This is a genomic window from Zavarzinia sp. CC-PAN008 (genome assembly GCF_051903925.1).
In the GTDB taxonomy this organism is placed as follows: domain Bacteria; phylum Pseudomonadota; class Alphaproteobacteria; order Zavarziniales; family Zavarziniaceae.
In genome coordinates, this window is sequence record NZ_CP173678.1 from 388,139 (window position 1) to 407,418 (window position 19,280).

24 protein-coding genes and 1 tRNA gene are annotated in these 19,280 nt (G+C 69.7%); 6 read left to right on the forward strand and 19 right to left on the reverse strand.

From position 1 onward, the window contains the following. The first annotated feature begins 92 nt into the window (after positions 1-92). Positions 93-884 (forward strand): thermonuclease family protein, encoded by a 792-nt coding sequence (locus ACI6GS_RS01945; RefSeq protein ID WP_439816091.1) that lies wholly within the window; start codon positions 93-95, stop codon positions 882-884. Here ACI6GS_RS01945 and ACI6GS_RS01950 read toward each other — a convergent pair. The 5 genes from ACI6GS_RS01950 to ACI6GS_RS01970 all read right to left on the reverse strand — a co-directional run bounded on the left by ACI6GS_RS01950 (position 865) and on the right by ACI6GS_RS01970 (position 4,059). After that, a complete protein-coding gene (locus ACI6GS_RS01950; protein ID WP_439816092.1) occupies positions 865-1,011 on the reverse strand; it encodes a hypothetical protein in 147 nt (48 codons plus the stop codon). The two genes, ACI6GS_RS01945 and ACI6GS_RS01950, sit on opposite strands and share 20 nt — an antisense overlap. A gap of 88 nt (positions 1,012-1,099) precedes the next feature. Next, on the reverse strand, positions 1,100-1,582 hold the full coding sequence (locus tag ACI6GS_RS01955) for a VOC family protein (RefSeq protein WP_439816093.1): 483 nt from the start codon (positions 1,580-1,582) through the stop codon (positions 1,100-1,102). A 58-nt stretch (positions 1,583-1,640) separates the two neighbouring features. Then, positions 1,641-2,513 (reverse strand): TauD/TfdA dioxygenase family protein, encoded by an 873-nt coding sequence (locus ACI6GS_RS01960; RefSeq protein ID WP_439816094.1) that lies wholly within the window; start codon positions 2,511-2,513, stop codon positions 1,641-1,643. Between the two features lie 117 nt (positions 2,514-2,630). Continuing rightward, positions 2,631-2,936 carry a hypothetical protein gene (locus ACI6GS_RS01965; protein ID WP_439816095.1) on the reverse strand — a complete coding sequence of 102 codons (306 nt, stop codon included), beginning with the start codon at positions 2,934-2,936 and terminating at the stop codon, positions 2,631-2,633. Between the two features lie 154 nt (positions 2,937-3,090). Beyond that, positions 3,091-4,059 carry a phytanoyl-CoA dioxygenase family protein gene (locus tag ACI6GS_RS01970; RefSeq protein ID WP_439816096.1) on the reverse strand — a complete coding sequence of 323 codons (969 nt, stop codon included), beginning with the start codon at positions 4,057-4,059 and terminating at the stop codon, positions 3,091-3,093. Positions 4,060-4,285: 226 nt separating this feature from the next. Between ACI6GS_RS01970 and ACI6GS_RS01975 the strand changes: the two genes are divergently transcribed. Next, positions 4,286-4,462, forward strand: coding sequence for a hypothetical protein (locus tag ACI6GS_RS01975; protein WP_439816097.1), 177 nt, complete (start codon positions 4,286-4,288; stop codon positions 4,460-4,462). Between the two features lie 4 nt (positions 4,463-4,466). Here the strand turns inward: ACI6GS_RS01975 and ACI6GS_RS01980 are convergent, their stop codons facing one another. Together ACI6GS_RS01980 and ACI6GS_RS01985 are read right to left on the reverse strand one after the other, a co-directional pair. Continuing rightward, positions 4,467-5,780 carry a nucleotide sugar dehydrogenase gene (locus tag ACI6GS_RS01980; RefSeq protein WP_439816098.1) on the reverse strand — a complete coding sequence of 438 codons (1,314 nt, stop codon included), beginning with the start codon at positions 5,778-5,780 and terminating at the stop codon, positions 4,467-4,469. Positions 5,781-5,972: 192 nt separating this feature from the next. Continuing rightward, positions 5,973-6,959 (reverse strand): TerC family protein, encoded by a 987-nt coding sequence (locus tag ACI6GS_RS01985; RefSeq protein WP_439816099.1) that lies wholly within the window; start codon positions 6,957-6,959, stop codon positions 5,973-5,975. A 122-nt stretch (positions 6,960-7,081) separates the two neighbouring features. On the opposite strand from ACI6GS_RS01985, the gene ACI6GS_RS01990 reads away from it, so the two are divergent. Then, complete coding sequence (locus ACI6GS_RS01990) at positions 7,082-7,999, forward strand: hydrogen peroxide-inducible genes activator (protein WP_439816100.1); 918 nt, start codon at positions 7,082-7,084, stop codon at positions 7,997-7,999. A gap of 78 nt (positions 8,000-8,077) precedes the next feature. Continuing rightward, positions 8,078-9,103 (forward strand): diguanylate cyclase domain-containing protein, encoded by a 1,026-nt coding sequence (locus ACI6GS_RS01995; RefSeq protein ID WP_439816101.1) that lies wholly within the window; start codon positions 8,078-8,080, stop codon positions 9,101-9,103. Between the two features lie 130 nt (positions 9,104-9,233). Here ACI6GS_RS01995 and ACI6GS_RS02000 read toward each other — a convergent pair. From ACI6GS_RS02000 to ACI6GS_RS02055, 12 genes are all read right to left on the reverse strand, one after another. Further along, positions 9,234-9,309, reverse strand: a tRNA-Phe gene (locus ACI6GS_RS02000). Between the two features lie 106 nt (positions 9,310-9,415). Further along, complete coding sequence (locus ACI6GS_RS02005) at positions 9,416-9,613, reverse strand: DNA gyrase inhibitor YacG (protein WP_439816102.1); 198 nt, start codon at positions 9,611-9,613, stop codon at positions 9,416-9,418. Next, positions 9,613-10,749, reverse strand: a complete 1,137-nt coding sequence (locus ACI6GS_RS02010; RefSeq protein ID WP_439816103.1) for a ribonuclease E/G — start codon at positions 10,747-10,749, stop codon at positions 9,613-9,615. Before ACI6GS_RS02010 ends, ACI6GS_RS02005 begins: the two co-directional genes overlap by 1 nt. A 42-nt stretch (positions 10,750-10,791) precedes the next feature. Continuing rightward, positions 10,792-11,418 (reverse strand): Maf family protein, encoded by a 627-nt coding sequence (locus tag ACI6GS_RS02015; RefSeq protein ID WP_439816104.1) that lies wholly within the window; start codon positions 11,416-11,418, stop codon positions 10,792-10,794. Between the two features lie 122 nt (positions 11,419-11,540). Next, entirely contained in the window at positions 11,541-11,759 is a 219-nt protein-coding gene (gene infA, locus ACI6GS_RS02020) for a translation initiation factor IF-1 (RefSeq protein WP_439816105.1), read from the reverse strand. A gap of 106 nt (positions 11,760-11,865) precedes the next feature. Further along, complete coding sequence (locus ACI6GS_RS02025) at positions 11,866-12,336, reverse strand: low molecular weight phosphatase family protein (RefSeq protein WP_439816106.1); 471 nt, start codon at positions 12,334-12,336, stop codon at positions 11,866-11,868. 14 nt (positions 12,337-12,350) lie between these two features. After that, positions 12,351-12,821 carry a UPF0262 family protein gene (locus tag ACI6GS_RS02030; RefSeq protein WP_439816107.1) on the reverse strand — a complete coding sequence of 157 codons (471 nt, stop codon included), beginning with the start codon at positions 12,819-12,821 and terminating at the stop codon, positions 12,351-12,353. 151 nt (positions 12,822-12,972) lie between these two features. After that, positions 12,973-14,262, reverse strand: coding sequence for a histidinol dehydrogenase (gene hisD / locus ACI6GS_RS02035; RefSeq protein ID WP_439816108.1), 1,290 nt, complete (start codon positions 14,260-14,262; stop codon positions 12,973-12,975). Continuing rightward, complete coding sequence (gene hisG, locus ACI6GS_RS02040; protein WP_439817920.1) at positions 14,246-14,911, reverse strand: ATP phosphoribosyltransferase; 666 nt, start codon at positions 14,909-14,911, stop codon at positions 14,246-14,248. Before hisG ends, hisD begins: the two co-directional genes overlap by 17 nt. 5 nt (positions 14,912-14,916) lie before the next feature. Continuing rightward, positions 14,917-15,396, reverse strand: coding sequence for a DUF2948 family protein (locus tag ACI6GS_RS02045; protein WP_439816109.1), 480 nt, complete (start codon positions 15,394-15,396; stop codon positions 14,917-14,919). 10 nt (positions 15,397-15,406) lie between these two features. Continuing rightward, entirely contained in the window at positions 15,407-16,681 is a 1,275-nt protein-coding gene (gene murA, locus ACI6GS_RS02050; RefSeq protein WP_439816110.1) for a UDP-N-acetylglucosamine 1-carboxyvinyltransferase, read from the reverse strand. A 102-nt stretch (positions 16,682-16,783) separates the two neighbouring features. Then, on the reverse strand, positions 16,784-17,374 hold the full coding sequence (locus ACI6GS_RS02055) for a CDP-alcohol phosphatidyltransferase family protein (protein WP_439816111.1): 591 nt from the start codon (positions 17,372-17,374) through the stop codon (positions 16,784-16,786). A 229-nt stretch (positions 17,375-17,603) separates the two neighbouring features. Between ACI6GS_RS02055 and ACI6GS_RS02060 the strand changes: the two genes are divergently transcribed. Beyond that, on the forward strand, positions 17,604-18,368 hold the full coding sequence (locus ACI6GS_RS02060; RefSeq protein ID WP_439816112.1) for an NTP transferase domain-containing protein: 765 nt from the start codon (positions 17,604-17,606) through the stop codon (positions 18,366-18,368). Further along, positions 18,368-19,177 carry a phytanoyl-CoA dioxygenase family protein gene (locus ACI6GS_RS02065; protein WP_439816113.1) on the forward strand — a complete coding sequence of 270 codons (810 nt, stop codon included), beginning with the start codon at positions 18,368-18,370 and terminating at the stop codon, positions 19,175-19,177. The genes ACI6GS_RS02060 and ACI6GS_RS02065 overlap by 1 nt, the downstream gene beginning before the upstream one ends. Positions 19,178-19,280 lie beyond the last annotated feature (103 nt).

Sequence of the window (19,280 nt, forward strand, 5' to 3'; positions counted from 1 at the left end):
CTTGAAACGCAACCGAACAGGATGGCCGTCAGCCCTTGCGCACCATGACGGGACGGGAGTCTACACGCAGCGGCGCGGATTGCGCAGGCCTCTTGCACCGATCGGCCGCGCTGGCGTTGGCGATCGGCCTGGTCCTGGCGCTGACGGCGATGGACCTGCCCGACCTGCCGCCCGCCTCAGGACGCGAGGGCCGCGTCGCCGCCGTGGTCGACGGCGCCACGCTGGCGCTGGCGGAGGGGCCCGTGCTGGTGCTGGCGGGAATCCAGGCACCACTCCTGCCGGAGGGGCGAACGCCCTGGCCCCATGCCCAGCGTGCGCGCGATGCCCTGGCCGCGCTGGTCCTGGGGCGCGTGGTGCGCTGGCAGGACGCGCAGGCCCCGGACCGCCATGGCCGTGTCGCGGCACAGGTCAGGCTGGATGATGGCCGCTGGCTGCAGGCCGTGCTGGTGGCAGAGGGGCAGGCCCGGGTGCGCTGTCGCGGGCGCACCGATGCGGCCGCAGCCCAGCTGCTGCCGCTGGAAGCCACGGCACGCGCGGCCCGGCGCGGCTTGTGGGCGCTGGACGCTTATGACGTGCAGCAGGCCCACGCCACGGGCTGGCCGCTGGACCGGTTCCAGATCGTGGAGGGCACCGTCGCGCGGGCCAGCCGCAGTGGCGCCCGGCTATTCCTGGATTTCGGCCCGGACTGGCGTCAGGACTTTTCGGTCGTCGTGAGTGCGGACGTGCGCCGCGACCTGGAGCGTAGTGGCATCGACCCGGCTGCCCTGACCGGGCGAACGCTACGCGTCCGGGGCTGGGCAGCCTGGTGGTTCGGACCGCAGGTGGCGCTGACCTGTGCCGCCCACCTGGAGGTCCTGGCCGGGCCTACTTCTCCTCAACCGTGATGCCGCCGGAGCCGACATTGATCTCCAGCCCGTCGGGCTGCTTGCGATCCTCATAGACCATGTAGCCAAGGACCGCCGCGACCACGACGAGCGCGCCGACAAGGAAGAAGAGACCGTTCCGGCTCATGCCGTTACCCCCAGGAAATTGCGTCGCGCGGGGAACTGTTTTGCCCCCGCGTGACACGAAATCCGGAACGGCCCGGCCGGTTCCCACCTCAGCCGGCGTGGGCCCGGTCCAGGGCGGCCAGATCAATCTTGGTCATCGCCAACATGGCCCGCATCGCACGCGCCGCGCGCGCCGGGTCGGGGTCGGCGATCAGGCCCGGCAGGCGGGATGAACTGACCTGCCAGGACAGGCCGAAGCGGTCCTTCAGCCAGCCGCACTGGCTGTGGCTGCCGCCACCCTGAACAAGGACATCCCACAGGCGGTCAATCTCCTCCTGCGTCTCGCAGTCGATGAGCAGCGAGGCGGCCTCGCTCAGCTTGAAATGCGGGCCTCCGTTGATCGCCAGCAGCTCCACGCCCATCAGCTCGAAGCGGACGGCCAGGACGCTGCCCACCGGTCCGGGTCCCGCCTCGCCGCTGCGCGCGATCACGACGATGCGCGAATCCGGGAAGACCGAGACGTAGAAGTTGGCCGCCTCCTCTGCGGTGTTGTCGAACCACAGGCTGGTCGTGATCTTGTGCTTCATGCGCATGGCGGCACCCCCGGCTACAGACACTGCCTAGGACGCGCCACGGCCCCCCGACCCGACATCAGGCGGCGCATGCCGCCTCGGTGACGGGGTCGCCCGCGATCCGGCTGTGCCACATCACGCGCGCCTGGCCCATGTCCCAGGGCGTGGCGCGATGCAGCAGGCAGCGATTGTCCCAGATCACCGTGTCGCCCACGCGCCAGTCATGGTGGTAGATGCGCGGGCTCTGGCAGGCGAAATCCACAAGCTCGTCCAGGAAGCGCTCGGATTCAGCCGGCTCCATCCCCGGGATGGCGTGCGCGTGCCGGCCGATCAGAAGGGCCTTTCGTCCCGTCTCGGGGTGAACCTTGACCAGCGGGCGCAGCGGCACCGGCCCATCGTGGAAGCCATAGCCGCTGTATTCGCTGCCCTTGTCCTTCGGATTGAAACCCAGCCGGCCCTGGCTGTAGTGCAGCGAGTGATAGGCCGACAGGCCATCGACGCGGGCGCGGGTCGCCGCGTCCAGCGCATCATAGGCCGCGCGCATGTCGGCCCAGCCGGTATGGCCACCGACCGTTGGCACGACCTCCGCGCTGAACACGGCCCCCTTGGCCTGGAGCGGCATGTAGGTGCTGTCGGCGTGCCAGCCCATGTTGCCCTTCAGGATCTTCACGACATCGTCGCTGTTGTCCTCGACACGCAGGGTGCCATCGGGCTTCACGTTGCTGATCGGGGCGATGTCGAATTCAAGCGCGCCGAAGCGCCGGGCAAAGGCGATTTGCTCCTCCCGCGCGAGATGCTGCCCGGGGAAGATCAGCAGCGCATGGGTCAGCCAGGCGGCATGGACCTGTTCCCATTCGCCCGCGCGCAGGTCGGCCAGGCGCAGGCCCGTGACCACCGCGCCAAAGGTCGCGTCCAGCGGCTCGACCCGGATTGTCGAGGTTTCACCCGGCATCGCATCCTCCCGTTCCTCTTTTCAGGCAGGGTAGGACGCGTTCTCCTGCAAGTCGAGGCTGCTGCAAGTCGAGGCTGCAGGCCGGCCCGGCTGGGCGGGGACGGCCCCGCCTCCCGCTCAGGGCAGCGGGCTCAAGGTCCGGCGGCGCTGGTCCAGGACACAGATGACAAAGCCGGGAATCTGGACGATCTGCTTGTCGAAATTGCAGATCGTGCTGATCGTCAGGCCCAGATACTTGTCGTCGGACAGCATGATCGTGTCGCCGACGCCGCACTTGGCGTAGACGCGATCGAGCGAGTCGGACGTGATCTCGGCGCCATAGGCCATGCAGGCCTTGGGCAGGGGCACCGCTTCGGCCCGCCCCGGGGCGGGCATCAGTGCCAGCAGCCCCAGCAGCGCGGCAGCGGGGAGCGCACGGGTCATGGTCAGCATGCTCAACGAACCTTCCGTCACTGTGCCCGCGGGACTTGTCGCCCGACCCTAAAGTGGCATCACAGGGTCGGCCGGGAAAGGCCCCAGCATGCCCGAATGACGGGCGGATACAGTGACCGCGGTCAACCGTTGTGCCGACGCAACGTCAGCCCTGGCGTGCGGCGAACAGGACGTTCTGCTTGATCGCGGCGGCCCCCGCCGCGTTCACGTCGCGCCGCGTGCGGCTCAGTGCCCGGGCCCCCGACAGGGTCGCGTTGATGCGGTCGATGGCGACGCTGCCCGGTGCTGCGCCGGGATCGCGCGCGATCAGGAAGCGCAGCGAGATCCGCTCCCGGTCCGCGGTGTCGGGCATCGTTCCGTGCAGCGTGCAGGCATGCCACAAGGCGACATGGCCGGCGGAACCGGTCAGGACATGCTGTCGGCAGGCAAGGGCGCCCCCCGCGCCGTCGCCATAGGTCCACATGGCCGGGTCCGCCGGGTCCCGCGCCAGCTGGTGCGGAAAGACAGTGGCGCCCAGGGCATGGCTGCCGGGCAGGACGTGCAGCGGCGCGTCCTCCGCACCGACATCGTGCAGATAGGCATAGACCGTCAGGAAGTCGGGCTCGCGGTCCTTCCAGTCGATCAGGTCCTGGTGGAAGTCGATGCCATAGAAATAGGTGACGTCGCGCACCTCGGGCCGCATGAAGCAGCCCAGGTTGTTGACCGGATTGCCCCGGATCCGCGCCAGAACCCAGTCGGGGATCCAGGATTCGGGCACGCCGCACACGAACTTCGCGTTCAGGACGGTCCAGCCCGACCCCAGCAGGGCGCCCAGCGTGGCACCCAGGACCGCGTTGCCCTCGACCAGGGCGTGGTGAGCCGACACCTGCTCGTACAGGTTCCGGCCGGGGCGTGGATTGACGCCGGTATACTGGGGATCGGCCAGGAAGCCTGCCTCGTCCAGGAACAGGGCCGGGCCGAAGTCGCGGATGGCGCGCGCCTGCCCCAGCATCGCCGCACAGGCGCCAGGATCCAGGATGTCGCCCAGGATCACCATGCCGTCGCGCTCCAGCGCAGCCACCGCAGGGTATTCATCCGCGGCGGGCGGCGGTTTCAGGCGTGCGACACTCGGCATGTCAGGCTCCAGGCGGGACCGGGCTCCATGCCAGCCTCCGCCATCAGGGTTAAGGATGCCTGAAAGGAGTCGGGAGCGCCCCGTCGCACCCCCACGCAACCCGACCCGCGCATGGTGATTGCTGCATGTGCGAAATCGGTCGATACTCGTGGCTGGGGCGTGCAACCGACGGTCCTTGCCGTCATTAGGGAGAGCAGCACAGTCCCCCGACGATGGAGGCTCAACGATGGCCGCCGACCCGAATGTGATCGCCCTGGTCCCGCGCGACGGACGCTGGCGCCTGGTGACGCGCAGCGCCGAGATCGACCCCACCCGCATCGGCACCATGACCAAGGAAGCGGCCGAAAGCGCCGGCCTGCTGTGGTTCGAGCGGCCCCACCGTCCACGCCGCACCCTGAACTGAGCGCCTACCAGCAGATCCCCTGGTAGTTGCCCCCGGACCGCCGCGCCGGGTCGTGGCGGACCAGGTCGACCACCGTCTGGTCCGGACGCAGACCGTCGATCGCCGGCGCGAAGCGCGGGTCCCGATTGCCGATCACCACCGTCTCGGCATGGCTCAGGATGTCCTCTGCCCGGTCGACCATCAACGCCGACAGGTGCGGCAGATGGGACCGGACGTATTGCAGGTTGGCACCCTGAAGGAAGGCATAGCGCACATTCGGGTCGAAGATCCGCAGGTCATAACCCTTGCCATGCAGGCGCTCAGCCAGTTCCAGCAACGGGCTCTCGCGCAGGTCGTCGGTGCCCGCCTTGAAGCTGAGGCCCAGCATGCCGACCCGGCGCCGGCCCTGGCTGGTGATCATCCGCATCGCCCGGTCGATCTGCAGGTCGTTGGACGCCGCCGCCGCCTCCAGCAGAGGCACGGCCAGGTCCAGGGCCTTGGCCTTGTAGCGCAGCGCGCGCAGGTCCTTGGGCAGGCAGGAGCCGCCATAGGCAAAGCCCGGGCGCAGATAGACCGGCGACAGGTTCAGCTTCGTATCCATGCACAGGGCGGTCATCACGGCATGGCCGTCGATTCCCAGTTCGCCTGAAATGTTGCCGATCTCGTTGGCGAAGCTGACCTTGACCGCGTGCCAGGCGTTGTTGGCGTACTTGATCGCCTCAGCCGTGGCGTAGTCGGTCACGTATTCGGGCGCCGCCAGGCGGCTGTTCAGCGCCCGCACCCGCTCCAGGGTCTGCGCGTCCAGGCGGCCGATCACGATGACTGACGGCGCGTCATAGTCGGCAATGGCCGAGCCTTCGCGCAGGAATTCGGGATAGATCGCGATGCCGAAGCCCTCGCCCGCCTTGCGGCCGCTGAAACGCTCCAGCAGGGCGATCACGGTCTGGTCCATCGATCCCGGCAGCATGGTGCTGCGCACGACGATGGAGTGGAAGTCCTCCTTTTTCGCGATCTCGGCGCCGATCTGCTCGCACACCCGCGCGACGAAGCCCAGGTCCAGGTTGCCGCTGTGCAGGCTGGGCGTGCCGACGCAGATGAACGACAACTCGGTCTCGGCGATCGCCTCCGCCGCGGAACTCGTCGCCCGGAGCAGGCCGGAGGTGACCCCGTCCGCGATCAGGCGCTCAAGGCCAGGCTCCACGATGGGGGCGCGCCCCTCGCGGATCGTGCGGACCTTGTCCTCGTTCGGGTCGACCGCGATCACGGCATGACCGTCGCGCACCAGGCAGGCGGCCGTGACGGCGCCCACATAGCCGATCCCGAAAACGCTGACCTTCATGCGCTGGCGATCCTTCCTGCTGGCGACGCACCATCGCCGGAAGGGACACGGCCCGCGACGAACCCGACGGCAAAAGCGGGCGGAGGATTTTATCCCCCACCCGCCTTGTCAAGGCGTAAACAGCCGCCCCGCTGGCCGCTCCCCGGGCGGGGAGTCCGGCGGAGGCGGGGCGGACCGGGCGGATGCCGTCGCTCAGCCGGCACTCACCGGCTGCTGGCGCGTCTTCCACAGCGACCATGCGATCCCGCTGCCGATCAGGGCGATCGTGATGCCCAGCGACAGGGCGGGGTCCGGCTTTCCATAGAAGTGCCCCCAGAAGATCTTGGCGCCGATGAACACCAGGACCGCCGCCAGGGCATACTTCAGGTACTCGAAGCGGTGCACCATCGCCGCCAGGGCAAAGTAGAGCGCCCGCAGGCCCAGGATCGCCATGATGTTGGCGGTGAAGACGATGTACGTGTTCGTCGTGATGGCAAAGATCGCCGGCACCGAGTCGACCGCAAAGACGAGGTCCGCCAGGTTGATCACGACCAGCGCCAGGAATAGCGGCGTCGCCCACAGGACCATGCGGCCCGTGACGGGGTGCGGCCGGCGCACGAAGAAGCGCTGGCCATGGAGATCCGGCGTCACCCGCATCCAGCGCGACATCGCCCGCAGCAGCGGATTGCGCGACACGTCCGACGGGCCTTCCTTGGCGAACAGCATCTTCACGCCGGTCGCCACCAGGAACGCACCGAACAGCAGCAGGATCCAGTCATACTGCTCGACCAGGGCGGCGCCGACCGCGATCATGATGCCGCGCAGCACCAGAACCGCGATGATGCCCCAGACCAGGGCCCGGTACTGATAGGCCCGGGGAATCGCGAAATAGCCGAAGATCAGTGAAATGACGAAGACGTTGTCGATCGACAGCGCCTTCTCGATCGCATAGCCGGTGAAGTATTGCAGGCTGGCATCGGCCCCCATCGACGCCCAGATCCAGCCGCCGAAGGCGACGGCGATCGCAATGTAGAAAGCCGACAGGCGGAAGCTCTCGGCAATGCCGATCTCCCGGTCCTCCTTGTGCAGCACGCCCAGGTCGAAGGCCAGCAATGCCAGCACGATGCCGAGGAAGACAAGCCAGGCCCAGGCAGGTTGCCCCGCCAGATCCGTCATCAGCAGGGAAGCCAGTGCATCCAAGGGTCGCTCCTGTGGCTGGAAATGCGCCGCGCGCACGCACGGCATCGGCCCCACAGGTGGGGCGGCACGCTTGATAGCTCCAATTGATTGTCTAAATTCCAGTCATAGTCTGGAGCTATCGAATGGCATACAGGCCCACGCACCGCCAGCTGGAATACGCAGTCGCCCTGGCCGAGACGGGGCATTTCGGGGCGGCCGCACGGCGCTGCCACGTCTCCCAGCCGACGCTGTCGGTGCAGATCGCCCTGTTGGAGAGCCAGCTGGGCAGCGCCCTTTTCGACCGGACGCCGGGTCGCGTGGTGCCGACCGATGTCGGCCTCCAGGTGGTGGAGGCGGCGCGCCACGTGCTGCTGACGCTGGACGACATCGTGACGCTCGCGGCGCAGGGGGCACGCAACCTGGGCGGCCTGATCCGGCTGGGCGTGGCGCCGACGTTCGGCCCGTACTTCCTGCCCAGCCTGCTGCCCAGCCTGCACGCCCGTTATCCGGCGCTGCAGCTCTACATCCGCGAGGAGCGCCCGGCGACGATCGAACGGGACGTGGCCGCCGGCACGCTGGACTGCGGCCTTGGGCCGGCACCGAACTCGGGCCACGCCTTGGCCTTCCGCCTCCTGTGCCGGGAGGCAATCCACCTGGGCGTGCCGCGGGACCACCGCCTGGCGGGCCTGCGGCAGGTCATGCCAGAGGCCCTGCGCGGCGAGCGCCTGCTGACGCTGGGCCGCGGCCATCATCTGTTCGAGCGCGTGCGCGAACTGGCCACCGCCTGTGGCGCCGACATCCGCGAGGACTATGAGGGGACCAGCCTGGACACGCTGCGCCAGATGCTGGTGATGGGCATGGGCCTGTCGCTGTTCCCCGGCCTCTATGCCCAGACCGACCTGCGGATGGACCAGGACGTGGTCCTGCTGCGCCTGGATGGGTGGCCGGCCAGTCGCGACATCGGCTTCTTCTGGCGCGCAGGCAATGGCCGCGCCGCGCAGTTCGAGCAACTCGCCCGGGAAAGCGACGTCACGTGCGCGGCGCTGGGCCTGACACCCTGAGCGCCGTGGGCGGTTCGCCCGCGTGCCGCGGCCGTGCTACCGTATGGTGCGCAAACGATCGAGTGAATCGATACGTCCATGTACCGTGATCGAGCCATCGGGCCCGACGTCCTGCTGGAGATCATCCGGATCCAGACCGAAATCGCGCGCCTGGGGGTCGACCTGGGCTCGGTGATGGGGACCGCCACGGTGCATGCCGCCGCCCTGACCGAAGCCGATGGGGCGGCCGTCGAACTGCGCGAGGGCGAGACGATGGTCTATCGCGCGGCCTGCGGCCTGGCCCAACCCCAGCTGGGCCTGCGCCTGCCCATTGGCGGCAGCCTGTCCGGCCTGTGCGTGGCGACGCGCAGCATCCAGATCTGCCGCGATTCCGAGGTCGACCCGCGCGTCGACCGCGCCGCCTGTCGCAGCGTGGGCCTACGCTCGATGCTGGTGGCCCCGTTGAACCATGGCGAGGCCTGCGTCGGCGTGCTCAAGATCATGTCGCGCGCCTGCAACGCCTTCAGCGCGCGCGAGGCCGAGATCGTGCGCCTGTTCTCAAGCCTGGTCGGCTCGGCCATGTTCCATGCGGCGGCGATCGACTCGCACGCACTCGACTACCGCTCGACCCATGACCCCCTCACGGGCCTCGCCAATCGCGCCCTGTTCTTCGATCGCCTGCATCACGCGCTTGGCCAGGCCCAGCGCGCCGCCCGCAGCGTGGGTGTCCTGTGCGTGGACATGGACACGCTGAAGGCGCTGAACACCAGCCACGGCTACCGCGCCGGCGACGCCGTCCTGGTGGAGGTCGCGGCCCGCCTGCGCCGCTGCGCCACCACCACGGACACGGTGGCACGCCTGGGCGGGGACGAGTTCGCGCTGCTGCGCCCCGACCTGGACGTGGGCGACGACCTCTCCCCCCTGACCCGGCGGATCCTGGAGGAACTGGCCCCGCCCTTTGCCTGGACCGGCACGTCCCTGACCCTCAGCGCCAGCATCGGGACAGCCTGTTTCCCCGCGGACGCCGTCGACGCCATGGGCCTGCTCGACGCCGCCGACGCGAACCTGTCCCAGCGCCGCCGCCAACGCGACGGCACCGCCGACCGCCACGCCACCCATCACTGACCGCAGCGCAGCCCAGCCGGCGCCCCCCCATCGCGACGAGGCGGGAACATCCAGGCCGGAACACCGCATGTAACCGCCGGCCCCCAAGCCAGGGCCGGCACCACACGCATGAAGTCAAGAAGGGGGAAAGTGGTGCCCGGGGCCGGAATCGAACCAGCGACACGCGGATTTTCAATCCGCTGCTCTACCAACTGAGCTACCCGGGCATCGGGCGGAGGTCCGCGGGAGCGGGCCGTCAGCGGCAGGGCGCCGTTCTAGACCAGCGCGGCCGGCCTGTCCAGCGCGGGCTGTCGGCAAATGATGCGGCCGGCCCTAATTGTCGCGACGGGGCCCGCTGAGAGGGGGCCCTGGTTCGTCCTCAAGCTCAGGATCGGCCGCCGGGATGCCATAGCCGCCGCCGAGCCAGCGATGCAGGTCGACATCGGCGCAGCGTGCCGAACAGAAGGGGCGATAGCGGGCCACCTGCGGCTTGCCGCAGATGGCGCAGGTGGCAGTCGGGGACTTGGCCATCAGGGATCCTCTTCATGGGAGGGTACGGCCGGAGCTGCCTCCTGCGCGAGGGCGGCCAGCCGCTCGCGCAGGGAGGGGCCGGTGCGGACGCAGGACAGTTCGAACAGGCCGCCCCGGGTGAAGCCATGGGCCTGCACGTCGAGTTCCCAGGCCGCGCAGGCCGCGGCGAGGTCCGCGGCGATGGCCTTGCGCTCGGCGGCGTCACCCGTCCTGAGGAAGTCGATCACGACAAGGCCGCCCAGGCCGCGCAGCGCGATCTGGCGCGCGATTTCGGCCGCGGCGTCGACATTGACCGTGCGCGCGCCCTTGCGCGGGCCCGCATTGACGTCGACCGCCACCAGGGCGTGGGTTTCCTCCACCGCGAGCCAAGCGCCCCCGGGCAGGTCGATGCGCGTGCCGACCAGCGCGTCGAGCTCGTCGCCGACGCCGGCCGCGTCGAACAGGGCGGTGCCGCCATGGCGCTCCAGCCGGCCGAGCAGGTCCGGCGCCTCGGCCTGGGCGTAGCGGCGGGCCGCGGCGAACAGGGCGGCACCTTCGACCGCGACACGGCCGCGTGGCGGTGCCAGGTCGCGCAGGGCGGACGCCACGGGCGCCGGCGCGCGCCAGAGCTGGGCGGGCGCCCGCGCGGCCGCGCGGGCGCCCGCCACCTGCGCCCACAGGCGGTCCAGGCGCGCCGCCTCCTCCGCCAGGTCGGGTGCGGTCAGGCCAAGGGCCGCGCTGCGACGGGTGAATGCCCCATGGGCGCTGGCTGGCAGGTCGTCCCCCAATGGAGGGCGGCCCGGGTGCAGGACGAGCAGCCGCCCCGGCAGCGCCAGGTCGGCGGCAAGGCGCGGGCCCTTTGCCGCGATACCGATCGCCGCCACGCGTACCGCCACGGCATCCCCCTCCACCAGGCGCTGGCGCCCGGTGCGCAGCAGGCCCCAGGGGCCCTGCCCCAGGTCAACGAAGAGGCCCTGCGGCCCCGCCGGCTGCCGCACGCGGCCCAGCCACAGGCTGCCGACCTGAACCGCGGGAGGCGGATCGGGATCAAGGCGCAGGGCGACCAGCCGGCCCCCGCGGCGCAGGGCCGCGCGGACCAGGCCGCGTCCGCCGGGCGCGCCGGTCCGGTCGATCAGCAGCTCGTCGCCAGTGACCATCGCTCGATCCTCCGCGTCCCGCCGTGCCGGGACAAGGCCCGATCAGGGCAGCAGGCGTGCTGCCCGCAAAAGCTGCGCCGTCTCGAACAGGGGCAGGCCAACGACCCCGGAATAGGAGCCCTGGAGAAAGCGGATGAAGCCCGCGGCCCGGCCCTGGATCGCATAGCCGCCGGCCTTGCCCTGCCATTCCCCCGAGTCGAGGTAGGTCTCGATCTCCGCCGCGTCCAGGCGCTTGAAGGCGACGGTGCTGGTCACGCTGCGGGCGCGCCGGCTGTCACCGCCCGCTTCCGCCAGGACAAGGGCGGTGACGACGCGGTGCCGTCGGCCGGACAGCTGGCGCAGGCAGGCGGCCGCCGTCGCCCGGTCCTCCGCCTTGGGCAGGATGCGCGCGCCGAGCGCGACCACGGTATCGGCGGCCAGGACCAGGGCACTGGGGTGCAGCGCTGAGGCGGCCGCCGCCTTGCCGTGGGCGAGGCGCAGCGCGTGGGCGGCGGGCTGTTCCCGCGGCTGCGGTGTCTCGTCAATGTCGGTGGCAAGGACCAGCGCCGGAACGACGCCAAGCTGCGCGAGGAGGTCGAGGCGCCGCGGGCTGGCCGAAGCCAGGATCAGGCGCGGCAGCGGGTTCGGCCCATCGCCGGGGGCGACAGGCAGATCGGGGGATTGGGCCATGGCTCGACGTCACAGGCTGATGGTCATGGGCACATGCGCTTCCGGCGGCCCCGCACGGGGTGGCTGTCCGCCGCCTGCCCCGGGGCAGACCCTTTCCCCGGTTGCGTGGAGCGGCCGGCGGCCTACTTGAAGCGGAACGTGATCCGGCCCTTGGTCAGGTCATAGGGCGTCATCTCGACCAGGACCTTGTCCCCGGCCAGGACGCGGATGCGATGCTTGCGCATCTTGCCGGCGGTGTGGGCCAGCACCTCGTGATCATTATCGAGCTTCACGCGAAACATCGCATTGGGCAGCAGTTCCTCGACCGTACCCGGGAACTCCAGCAGTTCTTCCTTCGCCATGCACTCTCCAAGCTGATCGGCAAAATTTCGCGACAAGATGGGAATCTCTGCCTGCGAAAGCAAGCATGTCATGGCCGTCCTGCACGAATCGGCGGCCTGGACGCCGTCAGACGCTGGGCGCGGGTCCCTGACCGAAGCGCTGCTTGATGCGTCGCATCAGCGCGTCGCGTACGTCGCGATAGGCATCAAGGCGGGTGTCCCGGCTGCCCTCGACCACCGAGGGATCGAGGGTCGGCCAGTACTCGACGTCGCAGGCCATGGTCCGCGTCAGTTCCAGCGCCTTGTGGTGCGCCTCCGGCGACAGGCTGATGATGAGGTCGTAGGAGGTGTCCTCCAACTCGTCAAAGCTCTTAGGCTTGTGCTTGTGCAGGTCGATGCCGAGTTCGTCCATTGCGCCGATGGCAAAGCCGTCGACTTCGCCCGCGCGCACGCCGACCGAGTCGACCCAGATCCGGTGGCCATAGAAATGCTTGAGCAGCCCGCACGCCATGGGCGAGCGGATGGTGTTGTTCGTGCAGCAGAACAGCACCGCACCCGGCATGGCCAGGGACGGTCCCGCCTGGTGGGGGTCCGCCATGCTGCCCGTCGCCCTCAGTCGCGGGTGAGAAGGACGCAGATCAGCGTGAACAGGCGCCGCGCGGTATCGCGATCGATATCGATCTTGCCCTTCAGCCGCTCGACCAGCAGTTCCGATCCCTGGTTGTGAAGGCCGCGCCGACCCATGTCGATCGACTCGATCCGGGCGGGGGAGGCGTTCTTGATCGCCTCGTAATAGACGCTGCACACCGCCATGTAGTCCTTGATCACCGCGCGCAGCGGCGACAGGGCCAGGATCACCTTACCCAGCGGGGTATCGTCCTGGTCGCGGATGTCGAACACCAGGCGTCCCTCGGTGATCGCCAGATGCAGGTGATAGGGCCCGCCATGGTCGCCCCGCGGGCTGAACTCGTTCTGCTCGATCAGGTCATAGATCGCGACCCGGCGCTCGTGCTCCAGGTCGGCACTGCGCCGGGGGACCGAGCCTTCGTCCAGCGTCACCGCGATCAGCCTGCGCTCAGCCATCCGCACGGGTCCCGCCGGAGGGGCGCCTGCCCGCTGAATCTTCGTCGTCCACGCTGGCGTTCCCCAAAAGGAAGTGCAGCCGCACTCTTTACCCTGGCAGTCCCATGACCATCAACATCGAGCGGCGCCCGGTGAAGGCGACGGCCCGGCTTCAGCCCAAACGGATGCTGACCGAGCGGGCGTGGGCGTCCAGCCCTTCGGCCTCTGCCAGGGCCACGGCGGCGGGGCCGATGGCGGCGAGGGAGGCGGGGTCGCAGGCGACCGTCGTCGTGCGCTTCAGGAAGTCGTAGACCGAGAGGCCGGAGGAGAAGCGCGCCGTGCGGGCAGTGGGCAGGACGTGGTTGGGCCCGGCCACATAGTCGCCGATCGCTTCCGGCGTGTGGCGCCCCAGGAAGATGGCCCCGGCATGGCGGATCTTCGCGGCCAATCCTTGCGGGTCCGCCACCGCCAGTTCCAGGTGTTCCGGGGCCAGGCGGTCGACCAGGGCGGGCGTTGCATCCAGGTGGTCCACCGTGATGATGGCGCCGAAGGCGTCCCAGCTCGCCCGCGCGATGCCGTCGCGCGGCAGGTCGGCCAGCTGCGCCTCTACGGCCTGCGCCACGCGGTCGGCAAAGGTGCGGTCGTCGGTGATGAGGATCGACTGGGCCGAGGTGTCGTGCTCTGCCTGGCTGAGCAGGTCGACCGCGATCCAGGCGGGATCGTTGGCGCCGTCGGCCACGACCAGGATCTCGGACGGGCCGGCGATCGAGTCGATGCCGACCAGGCCATAGACCTGCTTCTTGGCGCTGGCGACATAGGCATTGCCGGGGCCGACAATCTTGTCGACGGCACGGATCGTCGCCGTGCCATGGGCCAGGGCCGCGACCGCCTGGGCGCCACCCACGCGATAGACTTCGGTCACGCCGGCAAGCCTGGCCGCTGCCAGGACCAGGGGGTTGATGGCGCCGTCCGGTGTCGGCACGACCATGGCGATGCGGGCCACGCCCGCCACCTTGGCCGGCATCGCGTTCATCAGGACGGACGACGGGTAGGAGGCGGTGCCGCCGGGGACATAGAGGCCCACGGAGTCGAGCGCCGTCCAGCGCAGGCCCAGGGCCACGCCCTGCTCGTCTACATAGGCGTCGTCGCGCGGCAATTGGCGGGCATGAAAAGCGCTGATGCGCGCCGCCGCCACTTCCAGCGCATCGCGCGCCGGGCCGGCGCTGCGCGCCCAGGCGTCATCCAGCTCGGCCTGGGTGATGGCAAGGCCCGCGGCGTCCAGGCTGAGGCGGTCGAAGCGGGCCGTGTACTCCAGGACCGCCGCGTCGCCGCGCGCCTTCACGTCCGCCAGGATGGCGCGCACCACGCTGTCGACATCGTGCTCCGGCTCGCGGACCTCTGCCACCAGGGCGTCGAAATCGGCGGCGAAGCCCGGGGCGCTCGCGTCAAGCCGCCTTGGCATCGACCACCTCCCGGAAGCGGTTGAGGATATCGCCCACTTCGTCCGAGCGGGTCTTGAACGCCGGACGGTTGACGATGAGGCGCGAGGAGATCTCGGCGATGGTGTCCACCTCCACCAGGCCGTTGGCTTTCAGCGTCACGCCGGTCGACACCAGGTCGACGATGACCTGGGCCAGGCCCAATTGCGGTGCCAGTTCCATGGCCCCATTGAGCTTGATGCACTCCGCCTGCACCCCATGCTCCGCGAAATGGCGCCGGGTCAGGTGCGGATACTTGGTCGCGACGCGGACATGGCTCCACTTCTTGGGGTCGTCCTTGCCCGCCAGCTCGGCCGGCTCCGCCACTGCCAGGCGGCAATGGCCGATCTTGAGGTCGAGCGGGGAGTAGAGCTCGGAATAGTCGAACTCCATCAGGACGTCGTTGCCCGCGACGCCGATATGGGCGGCGCCAAAGGCCACGAAGGTCGCGACGTCGAAGCTGCGCACACGAATGATCTCGACGCGCGGGTCCTCGGTCGCGAAGCGCAGCGCGCGCGACTTGGGATCGTCGAACGCCGCCTCCGGCTTCAGCCCGACACGGTCGAGATAGGGCCGCAGCTCGTCCAGGATGCGCCCCTTGGGCAGGGCAAGGACAAGGCGGTCATTGGGCAACGGCGTCACGGCGCATCGTCCTTCTGCGGGGACGCCAGGCGCTGGGCTCCCTCATGGTTCGGGCGCGACCGGGCCGGCCACGGGTCCGACAGGTCGCGAAGTTCGACGGCGATCGCCTCGGCCTGCAGCCGGATCGCGGCCCCGCCGGCAAAGACCAGGGTGAGCGTTCCGCCTGCATCGTCGGGCTGCCAGTTCAGGGTCAGCAGCGCCAGGATCTGGTCCGCCGCGCGCAGCGTGAAGCCCTGATAGGCGACGGCCCGCACGCCATCGACCTGAAGGCCACAGCGCACGCGCTCGCCCGTGCGGCGCCGGCTGTCGGCTGCCCCCTCCCAGCGGAAGCGGTTGGCGACCAGGGCGAAACGCCGGGCCCGCGCGGACCAGGTCATGTCGCCCACGCGAACGACGGCGTCCTGCAGCATGGCGCCCAGAACGTCCAGGTCCTCCCGGTCCTCGGCGGCCAGGTAGATGCGGCGCGGCGTGCTCATCGCGGGGCCATCATCCAGAGACGCGCTCGATCCGCGCGCCACAGGCCGCCAGCTTCTCCTCCAGCCGCTCATAGCCACGGTCCAGGTGATAGACGCGGTTCACCGTCGTCTCCCCCTCGGCCGCCAGGCCCGCCAGGACCAGGCTGACCGAGGCGCGCAGGTCGGTCGCCATGACCGGCGCACCCGACAGGCGCTTCACCCCGCGGACCAGCGCGGAGGCACCATGCACCGTGATGTCGGCCCCCATGCGGGCCAGTTCGGGCACGTGCATGAAACGGTTCTCGAAGATCGTCTCGGTGATCATCGCGGCCCCCTCGGCGGTCGCCATCAGCACCATCATCTGGGCCTGCATGTCGGTCGGGAAACCCGGGAAGGGCTGCGTCATGACGTCGACCCCGGTCAGCCGCTGCGGACCGCGCGTCACCATCATGCCCTCGGCCGTCGGCTCGATCTCGACCCCGGCGCGGGCCAGGGTGTCGATCACGACGCCCAGCAGGTCCGTCTTGGCACCGACCAGTTCGACACGGCCGCCCGTCGCCGCCACGGCCATGGCATAGGTCCCGGCTTCGATCCGGTCGGCCACGACCTTGTGCGTGGCGCCGTGCAGCAGCGTCCTGCCACGCACCACCAGGCGCTCGGTGCCGACACCCTCGATCTCGGCTCCCATGGCGATCAGGCAATGGGCCAGGTCGGTGATCTCGGGCTCGCGCGCGGCGTTCTCCAGGATCGTCTCGCCCCGCGCCAGGCAGGCCGCCATCAGGATGTTCTCGGTCGCCCCCACCGAGACGAAGGGGAACCGGACCAGGCCGCCCTTCAACCCCTTGGGCGCGCTGGCGACGACATAGCCGTCCTCCAGGTGGATCTCGGCCCCCATCGCCTCCAGCCCCTTCAGATGCAGGTCGATCGGCCGCGTGCCGATGGCACAGCCGCCCGGCATGGAGACGCGCGCCGTGCCGCACCGCGCGACGAGCGGACCCAGCACCAGGACGGAGGCGCGCATCTTGCGCACCAGGTCATAGGGGGCGGTGGTCGAGGCGATTTCGGGCGTCGAGAGGTGCAGCGTCTTGCCGCCGTCGCCGTTCTGCGCGACCTGGACGCCGTGCTGTTCCAGCAGGGCGGTCATCGAGGCGATGTCGGCCAAGCGCGGCAATCCGGTCAGGACCAGCGTCTGGTCCGTGAGCAGGGCGGCGGCCAGCAGCGGCAGCGCCGCGTTCTTGGCCCCCTCGATGGGGATGCGCCCGCTGAGCGGCCGGCCGCCGCGGATCACGATCTTCTGAAGCGCCATGGATACTCCCGCCCCGGACCGGTCCGCTCGCAAGGCAAGCGCGGCCGTCGGCTTGGCCGTTTTCTAAGCGTTCCGGGCTATCCGATCAAGAATTGGCCGGCTTCACGGCCCCGCCGGACCGGGCGTGGCAGATGCGCGCGCCGCGCGGATCCGCTGCAGGCGGATGCCGGTGATCGTCATGATGATCGGGGTGGCGATGGCCGCCCCGACCAGGATCGGGCTCAGCCAATGCAGCCAGGCCAGCGGCCCCATGAGGTAGAGCGCATCGTCGGGATCGAAGCCCCACTTGCCCGAATAGGCGCGGACGTTGGGCCCACTGGCCCGCTCCAGCAGCTCCGACCACCAGTTGCAGACCAGCAGTGAGATGCCGGCAACAAAACCCAGGGGCACCGACCACGCGCCGAGCCACGACTCCTGAAGGCCGAAGCCGATCGCGATGAAGAACAGGACGTTCACCGCCTGGTCGACGTAGTAGTCGTAGAGGTGGCCCCCGGGGCTCATCATGTTGCCGATGCGGGCCAGTTCGCCGTCGGCCCGATCCAGGAAGGCACTGGCCAGCCAAAGCCCACCGCCCCACCAGGCGCCCGTGTCGGTGCCCAGCGCCAGGAAGCCGCACGCGGCGAGCCCGCTGGCCAGGCGCAAGGTGGTCAAATGGTTGGGCGTCACCCCGGTACCGACCAGGGGTCGCACCATCGCCCGCGCCAAGAGGTGGGTCCAGGATCCGCCAAGCACGCGCCGACACCTCAAGCTTGACCGGCCAGGACGGGCCGGCGGGGTTGGATAGCGAAGCGCGCGCCGCCCGCACAGGGCGATTGCCACAGGGCTGCCCTGCGCAGGACCAGCTGCGCCACCGGGCACGATTGACCGGGCGCATGCAAACCGTCAAACCTTTGCAACACCTTTGCCGTTTCGTTGCACCGACATGACCGTATCCCCCTCGCGGGCGCCCCGCGCCATCATCCTTGCCGCCGGCGTCGGTCGCCGGCTGGGCGACGATGATGCAGGCCCCCGGCCCAAGGCGCTGCTGGACTTTGGCGGGCGCAGCCTGCTGGCGCGGCACCTGGACATGCTGCATGCCGCCGGTGTCGAGGACGTGCACGTCGTCGTCGGGTTCGAGGCGGAGCAGATCCATGCGGCGCTGGCGGCGGCGCAGGGCCCCCGCACCGGCACCCGCCTGAACCCGCACTTTCGCGAAGGCAGCGTGGTCTCGCTGTCGGCGGCGCACGACATCATGACGTCGGGCGCCCCGATCATCCTGATGGATGCCGACGTGCTCTATGACGCGCGCCTGCTGGGCCGCCTGTTCAACAGCGGCAATCCCAACTCGCTGCTGCTGGACCGCGACATCGAGCCGGGGGAGGAGCCGGTGAAGCTGTGCATCGAGGGGGCGGACCGGATCGTCGACTTCCGCAAGAAGCCGGACTTCCCCGGCGACTGGCATGGCGAGTCGGTGGGGTTCTTCCGCTTCACGGCAGATGTGGCGGCCGACCTGGCCGAGCGGGTCGCCGACTATGTCGCCAATGGCCGCCGCCACATGGAGTACGAGGAGCCGATCCGCGACCTGCTGCTGGCCAGCGCGCCGGGCCGCATCGGCTTCGAGGACATAACCGGCCTGCCCTGGGTCGAAATCGACTTCCCCGAGGACGTGGCCAAGGCACACGCCCTGCTGCCGCGACTGGTCGCCTGATGCCCGACGATTTCGCCGCGCCCGCGCCAAGCGGCCTGCCCGTTGGCGCCGACCGCATCGCCGCCGGCCCCACGGCCGAAGACATCGCGGCATGGGAGCGCGACGGCTTCCTGGTCGTGCGCGGCTTCTTCGATGCCACCGGCAGTGCCGAGATCGAGCGCTGGACCGACGCGCTGTTCGCAGCGCCCGAAGTACCCGGCCGTCACATGGTCTACTACGAGGACGACCGCAGCCGCCCGGGGCACCGCATCGTCCAGCGGATCGAGAATTTCTGCCCTTTCCATCCGGGCTTCGACCACCTGGTCCGGCATGCGGCGCTCACCCGCTGGATCAGCGCGCTGATGGGCGGGCCGGCCGTGCTGTTCAAGGACAAGATCAACTTCAAGCTGCCGGGCAGCGACGGGTTCAAGGCCCATCAGGACCAGCAGGCCGGCTGGTCGACCTATGCCCCGCTGTTCGTCACCGCGATGGTGACGATCGACCCGTCGACGCTCGCCAATGGCTGCCTGGAACTGATTGCCGGCCAGCACCGCAACGGCATGGTGGGCGAGGAGTGGAAGCCCATCGACGACGATGCGTTCCCCCTCCAGCCGGTGGAGACGCAGGCCGGCGACGTCATCTTCTTCGATTCCTACGTGCCGCATGCGTCCAAGGCGAACCAGACCGACAAGCCCCGGCGCATCCTGTACCTGACCTATAACCGCGCGTCCGACGGCGACCATCGGGCGCAGTATTTCGCCGACAAGCGCGCCGCCTTCCCGCCCGACATCGAGCGCGACGGCAGCAAGTCCTACGTCTTCCGGGTCTGATCATCGATGGATAGCGCGCTGGCAGACGATTGCGCCGCAACGACACGTCTCTCGTCGTTGCGGCGGTCCGAACCTCACTAGCCGGAGCGGACCGACCGGTCCC